The sequence below is a fragment of the Brachybacterium sp. genome (genome assembly GCF_052095815.1).
In the GTDB taxonomy this organism is placed as follows: Bacteria; Actinomycetota; Actinomycetes; order Actinomycetales; family Dermabacteraceae; genus Brachybacterium.
Genome location: NZ_JBQDLF010000024.1, coordinates 42,441 through 59,139, shown reverse-complemented (window position 1 = coordinate 59,139; position 16,699 = coordinate 42,441). Strand labels below are relative to the sequence as shown.

General features: G+C 69.2%; 15 protein-coding genes and 2 tRNA genes. 7 read left to right on the top strand and 10 right to left on the bottom strand.

Translation table 11 applies throughout. The features are described from left to right. The first annotated feature begins 1 nt into the window (after nt 1). Nucleotides 2-1,567, top strand: coding sequence for a recombinase family protein (locus tag ACTH43_RS10880; protein WP_441444920.1), 1,566 nt, complete (start codon nt 2-4; stop codon nt 1,565-1,567). On the opposite strand, the gene ACTH43_RS10875 is transcribed toward ACTH43_RS10880, so the two are convergent. The 3 genes from ACTH43_RS10875 to ACTH43_RS10865 all read right to left on the bottom strand — a co-directional run bounded on the left by ACTH43_RS10875 (nt 1,536) and on the right by ACTH43_RS10865 (nt 1,938). Beyond that, nucleotides 1,536-1,608, bottom strand: a tRNA-Ala gene (locus tag ACTH43_RS10875). The genes ACTH43_RS10880 and ACTH43_RS10875 overlap by 32 nt on opposite strands. Nucleotides 1,609-1,657: 49 nt before the next feature. Further along, nucleotides 1,658-1,843 (bottom strand): DLW-39 family protein, encoded by a 186-nt coding sequence (locus tag ACTH43_RS10870; RefSeq protein ID WP_441444919.1) that lies wholly within the window; start codon nt 1,841-1,843, stop codon nt 1,658-1,660. Between the two features lie 21 nt (nt 1,844-1,864). Further along, nucleotides 1,865-1,938, bottom strand: a tRNA-Ile gene (locus ACTH43_RS10865). A 273-nt stretch (nt 1,939-2,211) separates the two neighbouring features. Between ACTH43_RS10865 and ACTH43_RS10860 the strand changes: the two genes are divergently transcribed. The 4 genes from ACTH43_RS10860 to ACTH43_RS10845 all read left to right on the top strand — a co-directional run bounded on the left by ACTH43_RS10860 (nt 2,212) and on the right by ACTH43_RS10845 (nt 6,131). Beyond that, the gene (locus tag ACTH43_RS10860) at nt 2,212-2,901 is read left to right on the top strand and encodes a fasciclin domain-containing protein (protein WP_441444918.1); all 690 of its coding nucleotides are present in this window, start codon (nt 2,212-2,214) and stop codon (nt 2,899-2,901) included. A gap of 160 nt (nt 2,902-3,061) precedes the next feature. After that, nucleotides 3,062-3,625 carry a sigma-70 family RNA polymerase sigma factor gene (locus ACTH43_RS10855; RefSeq protein WP_441444917.1) on the top strand — a complete coding sequence of 188 codons (564 nt, stop codon included), beginning with the start codon at nt 3,062-3,064 and terminating at the stop codon, nt 3,623-3,625. After that, nucleotides 3,622-4,569: an anti-sigma factor gene (locus ACTH43_RS10850; RefSeq protein ID WP_441444916.1), complete on the top strand. Its 948-nt coding sequence runs from the start codon at nt 3,622-3,624 to the stop codon at nt 4,567-4,569. Before ACTH43_RS10855 ends, ACTH43_RS10850 begins: the two co-directional genes overlap by 4 nt. Continuing rightward, a complete protein-coding gene (locus tag ACTH43_RS10845) occupies nt 4,569-6,131 on the top strand; it encodes a molybdopterin-dependent oxidoreductase (RefSeq protein ID WP_441444915.1) in 1,563 nt (520 codons plus the stop codon). The genes ACTH43_RS10850 and ACTH43_RS10845 overlap by 1 nt, the downstream gene beginning before the upstream one ends. Nucleotides 6,132-6,210: 79 nt before the next feature. Here the strand turns inward: ACTH43_RS10845 and ACTH43_RS10840 are convergent, their stop codons facing one another. After that, nucleotides 6,211-6,999, bottom strand: coding sequence for a hypothetical protein (locus ACTH43_RS10840; protein WP_441444914.1), 789 nt, complete (start codon nt 6,997-6,999; stop codon nt 6,211-6,213). 128 nt (nt 7,000-7,127) lie between these two features. Between ACTH43_RS10840 and ACTH43_RS10835 the strand changes: the two genes are divergently transcribed. Next, a complete protein-coding gene (locus tag ACTH43_RS10835) occupies nt 7,128-7,568 on the top strand; it encodes a GNAT family N-acetyltransferase (protein WP_441444913.1) in 441 nt (146 codons plus the stop codon). Nucleotides 7,569-7,602: 34 nt separating this feature from the next. Continuing rightward, nucleotides 7,603-8,100 carry an aminoacyl-tRNA deacylase gene (locus ACTH43_RS10830; RefSeq protein ID WP_441444912.1) on the top strand — a complete coding sequence of 166 codons (498 nt, stop codon included), beginning with the start codon at nt 7,603-7,605 and terminating at the stop codon, nt 8,098-8,100. Between the two features lie 33 nt (nt 8,101-8,133). Here the strand turns inward: ACTH43_RS10830 and ACTH43_RS10825 are convergent, their stop codons facing one another. From ACTH43_RS10825 to ACTH43_RS10800, 6 genes are all read right to left on the bottom strand, one after another. Further along, a complete protein-coding gene (locus tag ACTH43_RS10825) occupies nt 8,134-8,691 on the bottom strand; it encodes a DUF3566 domain-containing protein (protein WP_441444911.1) in 558 nt (185 codons plus the stop codon). A 3-nt stretch (nt 8,692-8,694) separates the two neighbouring features. Next, on the bottom strand, nt 8,695-11,589 hold the full coding sequence (gyrA, locus tag ACTH43_RS10820; RefSeq protein WP_441444910.1) for a DNA gyrase subunit A: 2,895 nt from the start codon (nt 11,587-11,589) through the stop codon (nt 8,695-8,697). 86 nt (nt 11,590-11,675) lie between these two features. After that, the gene (gene gyrB / locus ACTH43_RS10815) at nt 11,676-13,820 is read right to left on the bottom strand and encodes a DNA topoisomerase (ATP-hydrolyzing) subunit B (protein WP_441444909.1); all 2,145 of its coding nucleotides are present in this window, start codon (nt 13,818-13,820) and stop codon (nt 11,676-11,678) included. A 429-nt stretch (nt 13,821-14,249) separates the two neighbouring features. After that, nucleotides 14,250-14,759 carry a 6,7-dimethyl-8-ribityllumazine synthase gene (gene ribH, locus ACTH43_RS10810; protein WP_441444908.1) on the bottom strand — a complete coding sequence of 170 codons (510 nt, stop codon included), beginning with the start codon at nt 14,757-14,759 and terminating at the stop codon, nt 14,250-14,252. Then, nucleotides 14,756-16,006 carry a bifunctional 3,4-dihydroxy-2-butanone-4-phosphate synthase/GTP cyclohydrolase II gene (locus tag ACTH43_RS10805; RefSeq protein ID WP_441444907.1) on the bottom strand — a complete coding sequence of 417 codons (1,251 nt, stop codon included), beginning with the start codon at nt 16,004-16,006 and terminating at the stop codon, nt 14,756-14,758. Before ACTH43_RS10805 ends, ribH begins: the two co-directional genes overlap by 4 nt. Next, complete coding sequence (locus ACTH43_RS10800; protein WP_441444906.1) at nt 16,003-16,617, bottom strand: riboflavin synthase; 615 nt, start codon at nt 16,615-16,617, stop codon at nt 16,003-16,005. Before ACTH43_RS10800 ends, ACTH43_RS10805 begins: the two co-directional genes overlap by 4 nt. Nucleotides 16,618-16,699 lie beyond the last annotated feature (82 nt).

The window sequence follows — 16,699 nt, the reverse complement described above, 5'->3', positions numbered from 1 at the left end:
GCTGTCCATCCTCTCGGACTCAAACAGCAACGGCATCAAACCTGGGCCGATTCACGACGAGGGGTTCTCGATCCCGGCACAGCGTGAGGCCAACGCCCGCAAAGCCGAGTCACTCGGCGCACGGGTGGTGGCCGAGTTCGTCGACGCCGGCGAATCCGCCCGCTCGGCCGACCGCCCGGACTTGCAGCGGATGCTGGAGTACATCGCGACCCACCAAGTCAACTTCTGCATCGTGCACAAGGTCGACCGTCTCGCCCGCAACCGCCTCGATGACGTGGAGATCCACCGCCGCCTCGTGCAGGCCGGGGTCACGTTGGTGTCCGCGACCGAGAACATCGACGAAACCCCCTCAGGGATGCTGCTGCACGGCATCATGTCGAGCATCGCGGAGTTCTACTCCAAGAACCTCGCCACCGAAGTCACCAAAGGCCTCACCCAGAAGTTTGAGACCGGCGGCACCCCGATGCGCGCACCCATCGGCTACCTCAACGTCCGCAAACGCGACGAGCAAGGCCGCGAGTACCGCACCGTGGAGATCGACACCGACCGCGCCCCGCTCATCCGGTGGGTGTTCAAGCAGTACGCCACCGGCGAGCGGACCGTAGTGGACCTGCTCGCCGAGGTCACCGCCCGCGGACTCACCACCGTCCCCACCCCGAAACGTCCCTCCGGGCCGATGGCGCGCTCAGGGTTCTTCAAGCTGCTGCGCAACCCCTACTACATCGGCATCGTCCGCTACAAAGGAGCCGAACAACCCGGCACCCACGAACCACTCATCGACATCGACACCTGGCAGCAGGTCCAGACCCTGCTCGACGCACGCAAGATCGCCTCCGAACGACGCCGCACCCACGACCACTACCTCAAAGGCTCCCTGTTCTGCGGGGCGTGCGGGTCACGGATGCAACTGGACTACCCCGCCAACAAGCAAGGCATCCGGTACGCCTACTACGTCTGCTCCGGCCGCGCCTCCAAACGCAAGAACTGCACCCGCCGCGCCGTCCCGGTCGGGGTCGCCGAACAACTCGTCGCCGACTGCTACCAAGACATCGCGATCACCGAAGACGAGTACACCGCCCTCGCCGCACAAGTCGAAGCCGCATTCGACGAACGACTCGCCTCCCGCTCCCAAGAACTCGCCGAGCTGACCGAGAACCGCCGCCGTCTCCAGAACGAGAGCGACAAGCTCCTCGCCGCGCACTTCGCCGACGCCATCGACCTCGAGACCCTCAAGCGCCACCAAGACCGCATCCGCGCAGGACTGGCCGACATCGACCGCCGCCTCGCCAGCGAACACGACCAGCACGCTGGTGCCCGCAAGCAACTCGCCACCGCGTTGAGCCTGCTGGTCGACTGCGCGACCCTCTACGCCCGCACCAACGACCATGGCAAACGACTCGCCAACCAGGCACTCACTGACGGGATCGAGATCAGCGAAGACGAAAGGGCGACGATCCGGCTCTCCGAGCCGTTCGCCGCCCTCGCACCAACATCAACGTCTAGCGATGTCAGGTGTTCTAGTACGTCTTCACTTGTGGAGACTAGGGGGGTCGAACCCCTGACCTGAAGCTTGCAAAGCTACCGCTCTACCAACTGAGCTAAGTCCCCATATTCGGTTGTCCCGATCCTACCGCCGCACGCAGCGGCAGGCCGTGGATCAGGCGCGAGCTGCGGGAGCCGGCTGAGCCTGCTTCGCAGCAGACGCGTCCTGCTCGGCGGAAACGCGCTCCGCCTCGCTCCACAGATCATTGCGGATGCGGTCAGATTCGACCTTCCGCCAGGTGAGGATCCCGGCGATCGACGTCCCGAGAAGGACGACGGCGGCGGTGATGAACTTCTTCATACGTTCCTCCGATCCTCGAAGTGGGCCTAACTGGACTTGAACCAGTGACCTCTGTCTTATCAGGACAGCGCTCTAACCGACTGAGCTATAGGCCCATGGGGGCTGATCTCCGAAGCGTACCGGTGTCAGCCACCGACGGACTACGTTACCGCGACGCAGGCCACCGCGTCCAACCCGTCCGACCGGGTGTTTCCGAGGTCACAGCGGACCCATCGCTGGACCGGTCCGGGCAACGACACCGCACGCCTCGGCGAAATACCTCCAATCCGGTCGCCGTCCGGCTCCGAACTTCCGGCATGACCCCCTTCCGAGGAGGTCCGGTGCTCGGGTCCTCCGAGCTCGACAGCAGGATCACCAAGGAGATCGCCATGAACACTCGCATGATCCTTCCCCGACTCGGGGCACTGGCGGCGACCGTCGCGCTGATGAGCGCATGCTCCGGCGGGATGACCGATGATCCGACCTCTGCCGACGGCGGAGAGCAGCCCGCGTCCACGCAGAGCGAGGACAGCGGGATGACGTCCGACGGCGGCGGAGACATGGACCCCGCGGCGAATCTCGTCGGCGCCGGCTGCGCGGACTATGCCGCGATGGTGCCGGACGGCGCCGGCTCCGTGGAGGGCATGTCCCAGGACCCGCTGAGCGTGGCGGCCTCGAACAACCCGATCCTCACCACCCTGACCTCAGCGGTCTCCGGCGAGCTGAACCCGGACGTGGACCTCGTCGATACCCTCGATGGAGACGAGTTCACCGTGTTCGCGCCGGTGGACGACGCCTTCGCGGCAGTCCCCGAGGCGGATCTGAACGCCCTGGCCGGTGACGCCGAGGGTCTCTCCTCCGTGCTCACCTACCACGTGGTCCCCGGGCAGCTCTCCCCCGACGAGATCGCCGGCACGCACACGACCGTGCAGGGCGAAGAGGTCGAGGTGACCGGCAGCGGCGACGATCTGATGGTCAATGGATCCACCGTGATCTGCGGCGGCGTGAAGACCCAGAACGCGACCGTCTACCTGGTCGATACCGTTCTGATGCCTCCGTCGATGGCGGACGCCAGCTGATATCAGCGCACACTGTGGAGACGCGGTGAGCGGGCGGGAGCATCGACCCGATGACCTCCGCCCGCTCGACCGGTCCTCGAAGGAGCTGTGAATGGTGCACGACCCTCCCGAGACATCAGCCGAGCGACGGCGACCGCCGGAGACCAATAGCGGAAGGTACGTGGCGGAAGCTCCCGCCGCGCCCACTCTCTCCGAGCTGTTGCCCCGCGTCGCTCGGGGTGACGAGGATGCCTTCTCCCGTCTCTACGACGACTCCTCGTCGCTGCTGTTCTCACTGATCAAGCGCGTGGTGAGGGATGTGTCGATCAGCGAAGAAGTGCTCCAGGAGGTGTTCGTGGAGATCTGGAAGCAGGCCCCGCGGTTCGATGCTCGGCGCGGATCCGCCCACGGATGGATCTGCACCATCGCCCACCGCCGCGCGGTGGACACGGTCCGCTCCAGCGCCGCCGCTCGGCGCCGCGACTCCCAGGAGGGGCTGCGGATCATCCAGGACGAAGTCGTCGACGTGCAGGAGGAGGGCATCATGAGGGTCGAGGCACAGCGCGTGCAGGCAGCGATGGGCTCGCTGAGCGGGCTGCAGGCCGATGCGATCCGCCTCGCCTACTTCGGCGGCTACAGCCACACGGAGGTGGCGAAACTTCTGGACATCCCCGTCGGGACGGCCAAAACACGAATCCGGGACGGAATGATCGTCCTCCGCGACAGCCTGGGGGTGACCTCGTGAACGATCAGCAGCATGACATGACTGGTGCCTGGGCGTTGAACGCCCTGGATGCCGAGGAGCGCGCCCTGCTCGAGGAGTTCCTCGCGAAGGATCCCGAGGCCGCGGCCGAGGCACGCTCCTTCGAGGAGACCGCCGGCGAGCTGGCCGGGAGCCTCGAGCGCGAGGCTCCCCGACCCGAGCTCAAGCGCGCACTGATGGCGCAGATCTCCCAGACCCGCCAGCTCTCGCCGGAGCCGGCTGAGGACGTCTCCACAGGCGACAGAGACACAGGCACAGGCACAGGCACAGGCACAGGCACAGCCACGCACTCAGCCGTCGAGCCGGACACCCGCACGGAGAGCGCCTCCGCGGCCGAGCACGACGCTGCGGAGCACAACCCCACTGGGCGCGACGCCGCTGAGCACAACTCTGCCGGGCACGACGCTGCTGTGATCCCCCTGGACCGCTATCGCTCCCGCACTCGCTGGCTCGCCGTCGCGGCCGCGGCGCTGATGGTCACGACGATCGTTGGCTTCGGCCTGTGGGGCACCGAGCGGGGCGCACAGCAGGAGACCCTGGAGGCCCTCGCGGCGATGGAATCCGCACAGGCCGGTGCGGAGCAGGAGAGCCAGCTGGTCTCGACGATCATGGCCTCCTCCGACGCCGCCCACCTCACGGTCCCCTCCCAGCACGGCGGCAGCCTGAACCTCATGTACTCGAAGGATCAGCAGGCCATGATCATCCAGTCCGCCGGACTGCCCGCGCTGCCCGCGGATGAGGACTACCAGCTGTGGGTCATCGAGAGTCCCGAGAGCATCCACAGCGCGGGGACGATCGAGGACCCGGCGACGGCGGTGATGAGGACCGGCGAGATCAGCGAGGGCGCGAGCATCGGCCTGACCATCGAGCCGGCCGGGGGCTCCGACCAGCCGACGATGACCCCGATCGCGATGGGTGTGCTGTGATGTCCGCCGCCACACAGCCCGCCGCTCCTCGCCGGGCCCGACAGCCCCTGTGGTCGATGCTGGCCGGGACCATCTCCGGGGTGGTGCTGGTAGCCGTCGCGGAGCTGGTCTCCCTGGCCTTCAGCTCCTCCTCCGCGCCCTTCGTGGCCGTCGGAGGTGGCTTCGTCGACATCATCCCGCCTGCAGTGAAGGACCTGGTGGTGGGTCTGTTCGGCACCTGGGACAAGGTGGTGCTGTTCGCCTCGATGATCGCCGTGTACCTCGTGCTCACGGCATTGATCGGCCGTCTCGGGGATGCCCGGCCGCGCCTCGCCGCCGGCCTCCTCGCGGTTCTCGGGGTGTTCGCGATGATCATCGTGCTGACCCGCGCGCAGAACTCTGCGCTCGATGTCATCCCCACTCTGCTTGGCACCGTGATCGCCGCGCCCACTCTGCTGTTCCTGCTGCGCACCGTCCACGCCCCCGTCGAGGAGCGCGGCGACGGCTGGACGCGGCGCCGCTCACTGGTGGGCATCGGCGCCGTGGGCGTCCTGGCAGTGATCGCCGCCGCCACCGCCCGCGGGGTGAGCGCGAGCCGTGAGGTGGCTCAGCGTGCGGCGCAGTTCATGCTCCCCGCTCCGCGCACCCCCGCGGACCCGATCCCGGAGGGCGCCCAGGTGAACCTCGAGGGCATGCCGCCCTTCGTCACCCCGAACGGGGACTTCTATCGGATCGACACCGCTCTCGCGGTGCCTCGGGTGGACCCCACCACCTGGCAGCTGCGGATACATGGGCTCGTGGACCGGGAGCTGACGCTGAGCTTCGAGGAGCTGCTCGCGGAGCCCATGATCGACACGAATCTGACGCTGACCTGCGTCTCCAATGCGGTCGGCGGGGATCTCGTGGGCAACGCGATCTGGCTGGGGGTCCCCGTGCGCACATTGCTCGAGCGCGCAGGGGTCAAGGACGGGGCCGACATGGTCCTCTCTCGCTCGATCGACGGGTTCACCGCCTCCACCCCTCTCGAGGCGCTCACCGACTCCCGCGACTCGCTGATCGCGGTGGGCATGAACGGCGAGCCGCTGCCTGCGGAGCACGGCTATCCGGTGCGGATGGTGGTGCCGGGCCTGTACGGCTACGTCTCCGCGACCAAATGGCTCACCGAGCTCAAGGTCACCCGTTTCGCGGACGACGTCGCCTACTGGTCCACCCGTGGCTGGTCCGAGCGCGGGCCGATCAAGATCGCCTCCCGCGTGGACGTTCCCCGCTCCTTCGGGGATCTCCGCCCCGACGCCAGCGGTGCCGTGATGCTCGGCGGCACCGCCTGGGCTCAGCAGCGCGGCATCGCGGCGGTCGAGGTACGGATCGACGACGGCGACTGGCGCGCGGCCGAGCTCGGCGCGGAAGTCTCCGAGGACACCTGGGTCCAGTGGTCCCTGCGCTGGGAGGATGCGTCCCCCGGCGACCACAGCATCATGGTCCGCGCGACCGACGGCGAGGGCGAGGTGCAGACCGAGGAGCGGGCGAACCCCGCACCCGACGGGTCCAGCGGCTGGCACACGGTGCGCTGCACCGTGGTCTGAGCGCGGCACCGTGGCCTGAGCGGCTTCGTGGCCTGCGCGGCACCCACGGGCAGGCGCCTCTCAGCGAGTCAGCCGCCTCTCAGCGGGGCAGGCCGTCGCCCACGACCAGCTCGTGCACCGTGACCAGCTCATGGAGCGCCTCCGGGGACGCGGCCAGCGCTGCGCACACCTCAGCGGCTTCGCCGTGGGTCAGCGGATCTCCGGTGAGCCCGACCAGTTCGTCGAACATCTCCTGCTGGCGATGGCGCAGCGGGATCGGCTGCTCCTCCCGGGCGATCACGCCCCAGAGCGAGGCGTAGACATCGAAATGTGCAGGCCTCACACCGGTGGCAAGGGTGAGGGGGAAGTCGTCGGTGGACAGCCGCACCCGGTCGTAGTTCGGCTCGGTGGCGTCGACGACCTCGAGCTGTTCGTCGTCGAACCAGGTTGCGACGAGCTCCATCCGCTCCCCTGGGGCGAGGTACGGGGCTGCGGGCACATACCCCGGTGCAGCGGTGTGGGCGACGTGCCCGACGGCGAGGTTGTGCACGGTGCATCGCACGAACGGCGTGGTCGCCGGGATGCGGCGGCCGGAGCGGTGGTATTTGCGGGCGATCGTCTGCGGGGTCTGGTTGGAGCCGACGGCCACCACCAGGGTGCGCTCGGCCAGCGGGGCCACCCCGTCGGCGGCGAGGGCCTGCTCGATCGCCGCGGTGTCGATGAGCGCCTCCTCGAGCTGCTCGCTCGGGGCGTCCACGCCGCCGCTCGGATCCAGCTCCACGACGCCCTCGCTCCGCAGCAGGGCCGAGCGCACGGCCGGACCGAGCCACGGGTAGTCCTCGGGAGCGGCAGAGGGAGCAGCGACGGCGGTCATCGTGGAGGAAGACATCCTTCGACCATAGCGAGGTCTGTGCACCCCGCCCAGGGAACCGCGATCACCCTCACGCCCGTCGCAGAGATGGTCCGCAGAGCAGGACACCTGGGACACACGGCGCCCGAGCACCCACACTTCTTCCCATGGTCACGCCTCCCCAGCTCCCCTCCGGCTACGAGTTCTCCACGGATTCCGGGCGGATCGACGCGGTGCGCGTGCACCAGCTGCTGCTCGAGCACGCGCACTGGGCGCAGGGCCGTGACCGGGAGACTCAGGAGGCGATCATCGCCGGGTCCCGGAACTACGGGATCTACCAGGGGCGCACCGGTGACCAGGTCGCCTACGCCCGAGTCGTCACCGACGGGGTGACCTTCGCCTGGCTCGCCGACGTGGTCGTGGATCCCGCCCACCGCAGGTGCGGCCTGGGCGCGGCGATCGTCGACGGCGTGCTCGAGGACCTCGCACCCCTGGGCCTCACGAGGGTCGTGCTGAAAGCCTCCGCCGAGGCCCGAGTGCTCTACGAACGCGCCGGCTGGACTCCCCTCGACGGCCCCGAGGACTGGATGGAGCGCCGCCGAGGTTGAGAGCGAGGTTGAGAGCCGGGCCTACCCTGGCACCATGAGCGAACAGCGTGCGATCGACGCCCTGGAGGCTTCCGGCCTCACCTACGAGATCACCCGGCACGGCCGGGTGGGCTCCCTCGCCGAGGCGGCGGCCGCTCGCGGGGTGGAGCCTCGCGACATCATCAAGACCCTCGTGGTGCGTCGCGGCGAGGGGGACTTCCTGTTCGTGCTGGTCCCGGGTGATCGTGAGATCTCCTGGCCGAAGCTGCGGGCGCTGCTGGGGGTGAACCGGTTGTCGATGCCGGACAAGGACGTCGCCCAGGAGGTCACCGGCTATGAGCGCGGCACCATCACACCCTTCGGGTCGATCACCGCCTGGCCCGTGATCGCCGACATGGACCTCACCGGTGACCCACAGCGCACGATCTCCCTCGGTGCCGGCGCCCACGGGGTCGCGGTCACTGTTCCCGCCGAGGCGGCACTCTCCCACCTCGCCGCCCAGCTCGCCGACATCACCGACCTCACCGACCTCACCGACCCTCAGGGCGCCTGAGCCACCGGTCTCACGCGGGGCCCGCCATGAGCCTCACTCGTCGGTGAAGGTCATCTTCAATCCACCCAGCAGCGCCGCCACCAGGTTGTAGAGGAAGGCCAGCAGGGTGCCGAGGGCGGTGATGATCACGACGTTCACCACCGCGACGATGGTGCCGTAGCTGGTCATCTTCGAGAAGCTGAAGAACTCCATGAAGGGCAGCGGATCGCCGCCGTTCAGGGAGCGACCCAGCTCTTCGATCTGGTCCCACATGCCGATCGCCTCGACCAGGTTCCACAGCAGCACCACGGCGACCACGGTCGCGATGCCGATGGCGATCGCGGCCAGGAACGACAGCTTCATCACCGAGAACGGGTCGAGCCGGGCCAGGGTCAGGCGCACACGGCGGGGGCCGCGACGTTCCTTCTCCGCCGGATTCGCGATCCCACTGGTCTTCTTCGGGCTGCGGCTCGCGCCCTTGGCCGCGGAGCCACGGCCCGCACCCATCGGGGACTCGGCCGGCGAGGACGTGTCCTCGAAGGCCGGGAGCTTGGTGGTGGACTCGGCCGGGCTGGGGGACCCGGAGGCTGTCCTGGACTCACTGGTGCTCACGGGTCACTCCTGGTTCGGGTCGGCGTCGCCCTGCGGCGACTGGTCGGACTCGTCAGAGCCTAGAACATCAGCCTCGTCGGCCACACCCTCGGGCGCGCCCTGCGAGGAGATCTCCACAGCATCCTCGCCTGCGCCGTCGACAGCGCCCTCGGCCACCTCAGCAGCCTCGGCAACTCCAGCTGCGTCGGTGCTCACGTCGGCGTCGATGATCTCGGGTGCCTCGGCGTCCTCGTCGTCGACCTCGGTCTCCTGGCCGGTGGTGACCAGCAGGATGCGGTCGCCCTTGTCGGGCTTGGCGAAGACGACGCCCATGGTGGTGCGGCCCTTGGCCGGGACCTCGGCGACCTTGGAGCGGACCACGCGGCCGCGCTCCATGACCACCAGCAGCTCGTCGGACTCCTCGACGACGGCGGCACCGACGAGGTGGCCGCGGTCGTCGGGCAGCTTCGCGACCCGGATGCCCAGGCCGCCACGACCCTGCAGGCGGTACTCGTCGACGCTGGTGCGCTTGGCGAAGCCGCCGTCGGTCACGGTGACCACGAAGGTGTCCGGACGCACCACGTCCATGGCCAGCAGCTGGTCGTCATGGCGGAACTTCATGCCGGTGACGCCGCTGGTGGCGCGGCCCGTCGGGCGCATCGTGCCGTCATCCGCAGGCATCCGCACGGACTGGCCGTTGCGGGAGACCAGCAGGATCTCGTCGTCGGCGTTCACGGCGCGGGCCGCGATCACGCGGTCCGGGCGGGTGCCGTCGACGCCGTCGACCTCGCGCAGGTTGATCGCGATGATGCCGCCGGTGCGGTTCGAGTCGAAGGCAGACATAGCCGTCTTCTTGACCAGGCCCGACTCGGTCGCGAGCACGAGGTACTGGGCGTCCTCGTAGCTGTCGATCGCGAGCACCGAGGCGATGTGCTCGTCCGGCTGGAAGGCCATCAGGTTCGCGACGTGCTGGCCCTTCGCGTCCCGCGGCGCCTCGGGCAGCTCGTAGCCCTTGGAGCGGTAGACACGGCCCTGGTTGGTGAAGAACAGCAGCCAGCGGTGCGTGGTCGTAGTGAAGAAGTGCTCGACCACGTCGTCCTCGCGCAGCGACGCGCCGCGGACCCCCTTGCCGCCCCGCTTCTGGGCGCGGTACTGGTCCTCACGGGTGCGCTTGACGTAGCCGCCGCGCGTGATGGTGACGACCACATCCTCCTCGGGGATCAGGTCCTCCATCGCCATGTCTCCGGCGAAGGGGAGGATCTGGGTGCGACGGTCATCGCCGTAGCGGTCCACGATCTCGGCGAGCTCCTCGGAGACGATCTCGCGCTGCCGCACGGGCGAGGCCAGGATCGCGGTGTACTCCTCGATCAGGGCCTGCAGCTTGTCGTGCTCCTCGATGATCTTCTGGCGCTCCAGGGCGGCCAGGCGGCGCAGCTGCATCGCGAGGATCGCATTGGCCTGGATCTCGTCGATCTCGAGCAGATTCATCAGGCCCGTGCGCGCCTCATCGACGTCCGGGGAGCGGCGGATCAGCGCGATGACCTCGTCGAGCGCGTCGAGCGCCTTGAGGTAGCCGCGGAAGACGTGGATCTGCTCCTCGGCCTTGCGCAGGCGGAACTTCGTGCGGCGCACGATGACGTCGATCTGGTGCTTGGTCCACTCGCGCACGAAGGAGTCGATCGACAGGGTGCGGGGCACCCCGTTCGCGAGCGCCAGCATGTTCGCGGAGAAGTTCTCCTGCAGCTGGGTGTGCTTGAAGAGGTTGTTGAGCACCACCTTCGCGACGGCGTCGCGCTTGAGGGTGATGACCAGACGCTGGCCGGTGCGGCCGGAGGTCTCGTCGGTGATGTCGGCGATGCCCTGGATTTTGCCGAGCTTGACCATCTCGGCGATCTTGCGCGCGAGGTTGTCGGGGTTGACCTGGTAGGGCAGCTCGGTGACCACGAGGGTCATGCGGCCGTTGATCTCCTCGGTGGAGACCACGGCGCGCTGGGTGATGGAGCCACGGCCGGTGCGGTAGGCGTCCTCGATGCCGGAGGTGCCCACGATGGTGGCGCCGGAGGGGAAGTCAGGTCCCTTGATGAAGCGCAGGCAGGCCTCGAGCAGCTCGGGCTTGGTGGCCTCGTGGTTGGTCAGCAGCCACTGCACGGCCTCGGCGACCTCGCGCAGGTTGTGCGGCGGGATGTTGGTGGCCATGCCGACGGCGATCCCGGAGGAGCCGTTGACCAGCAGGTTCGGGAAGCGGGCGGGAAGCACCGTGGGCTCGTCGACGGTGTTGTCGTAGTTGCCCTGCATATCGACCGTCTCCTGGTCGATGTCGCGCACCAGCTCGAGGGCCAGCGGGGCCATCTTGCACTCGGTGTATCGCGGGGCGGCGGCGCCGTCATCACCGGCGGAGCCGAAGTTGCCCTGGCCCAGGATCAGCGGATAGCGCAGCGACCAGGGCTGCACCAGGCGCACCATGGCGTCGTAGATGGCGCTGTCGCCGTGGGGGTGGTAGTTGCCCATGACCTCGCCGACGACCTTCGCGGACTTCGAGAAGGAGCGGTCGGGGCGGTAGCCGCCGTCGTACATCGCGTAGACGATGCGGCGGTGGACGGGCTTGAGACCGTCGCGGACGTCCGGCAGAGCGCGCGAGACGATGACGCTCATCGCGTAGTCGAGGTAGGAGCGCTGCATCTCCTGATTCAGATCGACCTGCGTGATGCGGTCGACCTCGTGCTCGTCCAGCGGATCCACCAGGGTGACCGTGCGCGAGGCGGCCTCCTCGGCGGAGATCTCGTGGGCGCCCTCGGGCGTCTCCTGGCCACCGATGCCGGCGCTCTGCGCGGGGGTGGTCTCCTCGCCCGGGGTCTGCTCCGGGCTCGGGTCCTGGTCGGGGCGCGGGGTCTCGTCTGGGTTCTGCGGGGTGTCACTCATGGGGCACAGGGCCTTTCCGGTGGGGCCGATGGGTCAGGGGCTCCCGGGGGCGCACGGCGGGCCGGCGCCGCCCCGGGGGCCGACGATCAGATGTCGAGGAAGCGGACGTCCTTGGCGTTCTCCTGGATGAAGCGGCGCCGGGACTCGACGTCATCCCCCATCAGGACGGAGAAGATGGTGTCCGCATCGGCGGCCTCATCGACCGTGACCTGCTTCAGCGTGCGCGTGTTGGTGTCCATGGTGGTGGACTGGAGTTCCTTCCAGTCCATCTCGCCCAGACCCTTGTAGCGCTGGATGCCGTTGTCCCGGGGGATCCGACGGCCCGCCGCGCGGCCCGCCTCGAGACGCTCGTCCCGCTCGACGTCGCTGAAGACGTACTCGTGCGGGGCGTTGGACCACTTCAGGCGGAACAGCGGCGGCATCGCGATGAACACATGGCCCAGCTCGATCAGCGGTCGCATGTAGCGGAACAGGAGCGTCAGCAGCAGGGTGCAGATGTGCTGGCCGTCGACGTCGGCATCCGCCATCAGGATGATCTTGTGGTACCTCAGCTTGGTGGCGTCGAAGTCCTCGCCGATGCCGGTGCCGAAGGCGGTGATCAGGGACCTGACCTCCTGGTTGTCCAGGGCCCGGTCCAGACGCGCCTTCTCGACGTTCAGGATCTTTCCGCGGATGGGCAGGATCGCCTGGGTGCGCGGATCCCGGCCCATCACGGCCGAGCCGCCGGCGGAGTCGCCCTCGACGATGAAGATCTCGGACTCGGCGGGGTTGCGCGAGGCGCAGTCGCGCAGCTTGCCGGGCATGCCGCCGGTCTCCAGCGGGGACTTGCGACGGGTGGCGTCGCGGGCCTTGCGGGCCGCCTCGCGGGCGGCCGCGGCGGCCTGGCCCTTCATGACGATGGACTTGGCCTCCTGCGGGTGGGAGACGAACCAGTCCTGGAGCTGATCGGTCATCACCTTGACCATGAAGGTGCGGGCGATGGTGTTGCCGAGCTTGGTCTTGGTCTGGCCCTCGAACTGCGGCTCGCCGAGCTTCACGGAGATGACCGCGGTCAGACCCTCGCGGATGTCCTCGCCGGTGAGGTTGGCGTCCTTCTCCTTGAGCAGGCCCTGGGCGCGGCCGTAGCGGTTCACGATCGAGGTGAGCGAGGAGCGGAAGCCCTCCTCGTGGGTGCCGCCCTCGTGGGTGTTGATCGTGTTGGCGTAGGTGTGCACTGACTCCGAGTAGGCGCCGGTCCACTGCATCGCGACCTCGACGCTGATGTGCGCGTCGGTGTCCTCGGACTCGAAGGAGATGATGTCGGGGTGGATCACCTCGGCCCGCTTGGAGGTGTTGATGAACTCGACGAAGTCCTGCAGGCCGCGCTCGTAGTGGTACGAGATGGTGCGGGGGCCCTTGTCCTTCTCGGCGCCCTCCGCCTCGAGCTCGACGTCGACGATGTCGTCCTCGCCGTCGTCTCCCTGTTCCGGGAGGCGCTCGTCGGTCAGGGTGATGCGCAGTCCCTTGTTCAGGAACGCCATCTGCTGGAACCGCTTGCGCAGCGTCTCGAAGTCGTAGACGGTCTCGTCGAAGATCTCGTCGTCGGCCCAGAAGCTGATGGTGGTGCCGGTCTCGGTGGCCTCCTCGCCCTTCTCGAGCGGGGCCAGCGGGACGCCGCGGCTGTACGCCTGGCGCCAGACGTAACCCTGGCGGCGGATCTCGACCTCCATCCGGATGGACAGGGCGTTGACCACGGAGGAGCCGACGCCGTGCAGACCGCCGGAGACCGCATAGCCGCCGCCGCCGAACTTGCCGCCGGCGTGCAGGACGGTGAGCACGAGCTCGACCGCAGGCTTGCCCTCGGTGGGGTGCATGTCCACCGGGATGCCGCGGGCGTGGTCCACCACGCGCACGCCGCCGTCGGCCAGCAGCGTGACCTCGATGGTGTCGCCGTGACCGGCCATCGCCTCGTCCACCGAGTTGTCGACGATCTCCTGGACCATGTGGTGCAGGCCGCGCTCACCAGTGGAGCCGATGTACATGCCCGGACGCTTGCGGACCGCCTCGAGGCCCTCGAGGACCGTGATGTCCGAGGCCTCGTAGTGCTCGGGCGCACGGGCCGCACGCTCTCCGGCGGTGGGCTCCGTCGAGCCGGACTCGACCGGCACGGCACCCTCGCCCGGCACGGGGGTTGGGTCCGTCGTGCCCACGGGCACGTCCTGATCGGGCATGGGGCGGTCGCTGTCGCTCACCTGATGTGGCTCCTCGCAGTCCAGGGTCCCTCGGTCGGGAGAGCGCCGAGGGTGGTTCAGCAGACCAGGCGGACGGGACCGCCGACTCTTCGCACAGGCGGCCCACTGATGCCCGCGCGCGTGCGCGCGTGAGACATCCGTAGGCCACGGCGATCGAGCCGACAGCATCGAGTCCACGAGGACGTCGGAGGACGTCGGCCGAACCTCCCTGATTCTAGCGGAAATCGTCTCCTGAACCTATTCTCATGGCCAGTTCTGTGGACAACGCGACCCGGAACGGCCCTCAGATGGCCTGGAACCCCCTCGATTTCGACATCAACCTCCGTGGGACGGGGTCCCGTACCCCTCCCCGGGTCCTGTCGCGGCACAGGGGCGCCTGGCGTGCTCGCACCAGACGCCCCGATAGCCTCGGGCTCGCGGGAGCTCCCCTCAGCCTCGCGGGAGCTCCGAGGAGGCTCCGGCGCCGCTCCCGTTCAGCTCTCTCAGCACGCTCGCGGTGATCAGCGCAGCGGCCACCGCCTCGTAGCCCTTGTCCTCGCGCGAGTCCGCAAGCCCCGCCCGATCGAGCGCCTGCTCCTCGTCGTCGCAGGTCAGCAGGCCGAATCCGATCGGCACGCCGTGATCCAGGGCGACCCGGTTCAGGCCGTCCGTCGCCGCGGAGCACACATACTCGAAGTGCGGGGTGCCGCCGCGGATCACGACGCCGAGCGCCACGACCGCGTCGTGCTCGCGGGCCAGGGCGTCCGCGATCACCGGCAGCTCGAAGGAGCCGGGGGCGCGCACGACGGTCGGGGCGGTGATGCCGGCTTCGGCGGCGCCTCGCAGAGCGCCGGCGAGCAGTCCGTCCATGACCTGCTCATGCCAGGACGCCGCGACGATCGCGAGCCGGGTGGTGGGCTGGTGGGGGATCTGGGTGGTGGGGCTTCCGTGGCCGCTCATGCGGTCTCTCCTTCGAGGTGGGTGGTGGGGAGGTCGGGGAGATCGCGGAGGCGATGTCCCAGTCGGTCCCGCTTGGTGGTCAGATAGGTGAGGTTCTCAGGGGTCGGATGGGTGGTGAGGTCGGTGGTGCCGGCGACCTCGACGCCCCCGCCCACCAGGGCGTGGGCCTTCTCGGGGTTGTGGGTGAGCAGCTCGACGGCGCGCACCCCGAGGTGGGCGAGGATGCCGGGGACCGCGGCGAAGGAGCGGGCGTCCACCGGCAGGCCGAGGTCGAGGTTCGCGTCGACGGTGTCCCGCCCTGCGTCCTGCAGGGCGTAGGCGCGCAGCTTCTCGACCAGGCCGATGCCGCGGCCCTCATGGCCGCGCAGCAGGATCAGCACCCCTCGCCCGGCCGCGTCGATGCGGGCCAGGGACTCCTGCAGCTGGGGACCGCAGTCGCAGCGGCGGGAGCCGAAGACATCCCCGGTGACGCATTCGGAGTGCACCCGGGTGAGCACCGGGCCACCGGCGGTGACGTCTCCGCGCACCAGCACCAGGTGCTCGGCGGTGCCCTCGCGCACGGCGAGCGCCTGGAAGGTGCCGTGAGGGGTGGGCAGCGGGACCGGCGCCGTGATCTCGAGGGCTGGCTGATCCTCCCGCCTGCGGTATGCGGCGAGGTGCTCGATCGAGATCATCGCCAGGCCGTGCTCGTCGGCGAACTCGCGCAGGGCGGGGCCGCGCATCATCTCGCCGTCGTCGTGGACGAGCTCGACGATCATCCCCACCGCGGGCAGGCCGGCGAGGCGGGTGAGGTCGACGGCCGCCTCGGTGTGGCCGCGACGTTCGAGCACGCCGCCGGGCTTCGCGCGCAGAGGGAGCACGTGACCGGGACGGATGAGGTCTCCGGGCACGGTGTCCGCTCCGGCGAGGACCCGGAGGGTGCGGGCACGGTCGGAGGCGCTGATGCCGGTGGTCACGCCCTCGCTAGCGTCGACGCTCACGGTGTAGGCGGTGCGCAGCGGGTCGGCGTTCTCCCGCACCATGAGCGGCAGCTCGAGGGCGTCGGCCCGCTCTCCGCTCATCGGGGCGCACAGCAGACCGCTCGAGTGGCGCACGGCGAAGCCGATCAGGGCGGGGGTCGCGGCGGAGGCGGCCAGGATCAGGTCGCCCTCGTTCTCGCGGTCCTCGTCGTCGACGACGACCACGGCGTGACCGGCGGCGATCGCGGCGATCGCCTCCTCGACGGGATCCAGGCGCAGGGCGGTCATCGGGTCTCCTCAGTGGTGGGCAGCAGGCTTGCGGTGAGCTTCTCGACGTACTTCGCCAGCACGTCCACCTCGAGGTTCACGCGGTCGCCGACGTCGCGGCCACCGAGGGTGGTGCGGGCGAGGGTCTCGGGGATCAGGCCGATCGTGACCTGGTCTCCCTCGATCTCGGCGACGGTGAGGCTCACGCCGTCCACGGCGAGGGAGCCCTTCGCCACGACGTAACGCGCCAGACCGGCAGGCAGCGCGAGGTGCAGCAGGGTGGTCCCCTCCGCCTCCTCACGCCCGCTGACCTCGCCGACGCCGTCGACGTGGCCCTGCACGATGTGGCCGTCCAGGCGGCCGCCCGCCCGCACGCATCGCTCGAGATTCACGCGGTGCCCGGGCGCGAGGTCGCCGAGGGAGGTCGCGGCGAGGGTGGTGGAGATGACGTCCGCGCTCCAGAGCTCGCCCTCGTGCGCGGTCACGGTCAGGCAGCAGCCGTTCACGGCGATCGAGTCGCCGAGGGCGATGCCATCGAGCACGTGCGGGGAACGGATCTGCAGGCGGGTGGGATCGGCGCCCGGGGTGAGCGACTCGACGGTGCCGAGCTCTTCGATGATGCCGGTGAACATGAGGGTCCTTCCAGGTCAGGCGGGATGGGTAAGGCGGTGGGGACCAGACAGTGGGGATCAGACGGTGCGAATCTGACGGTGC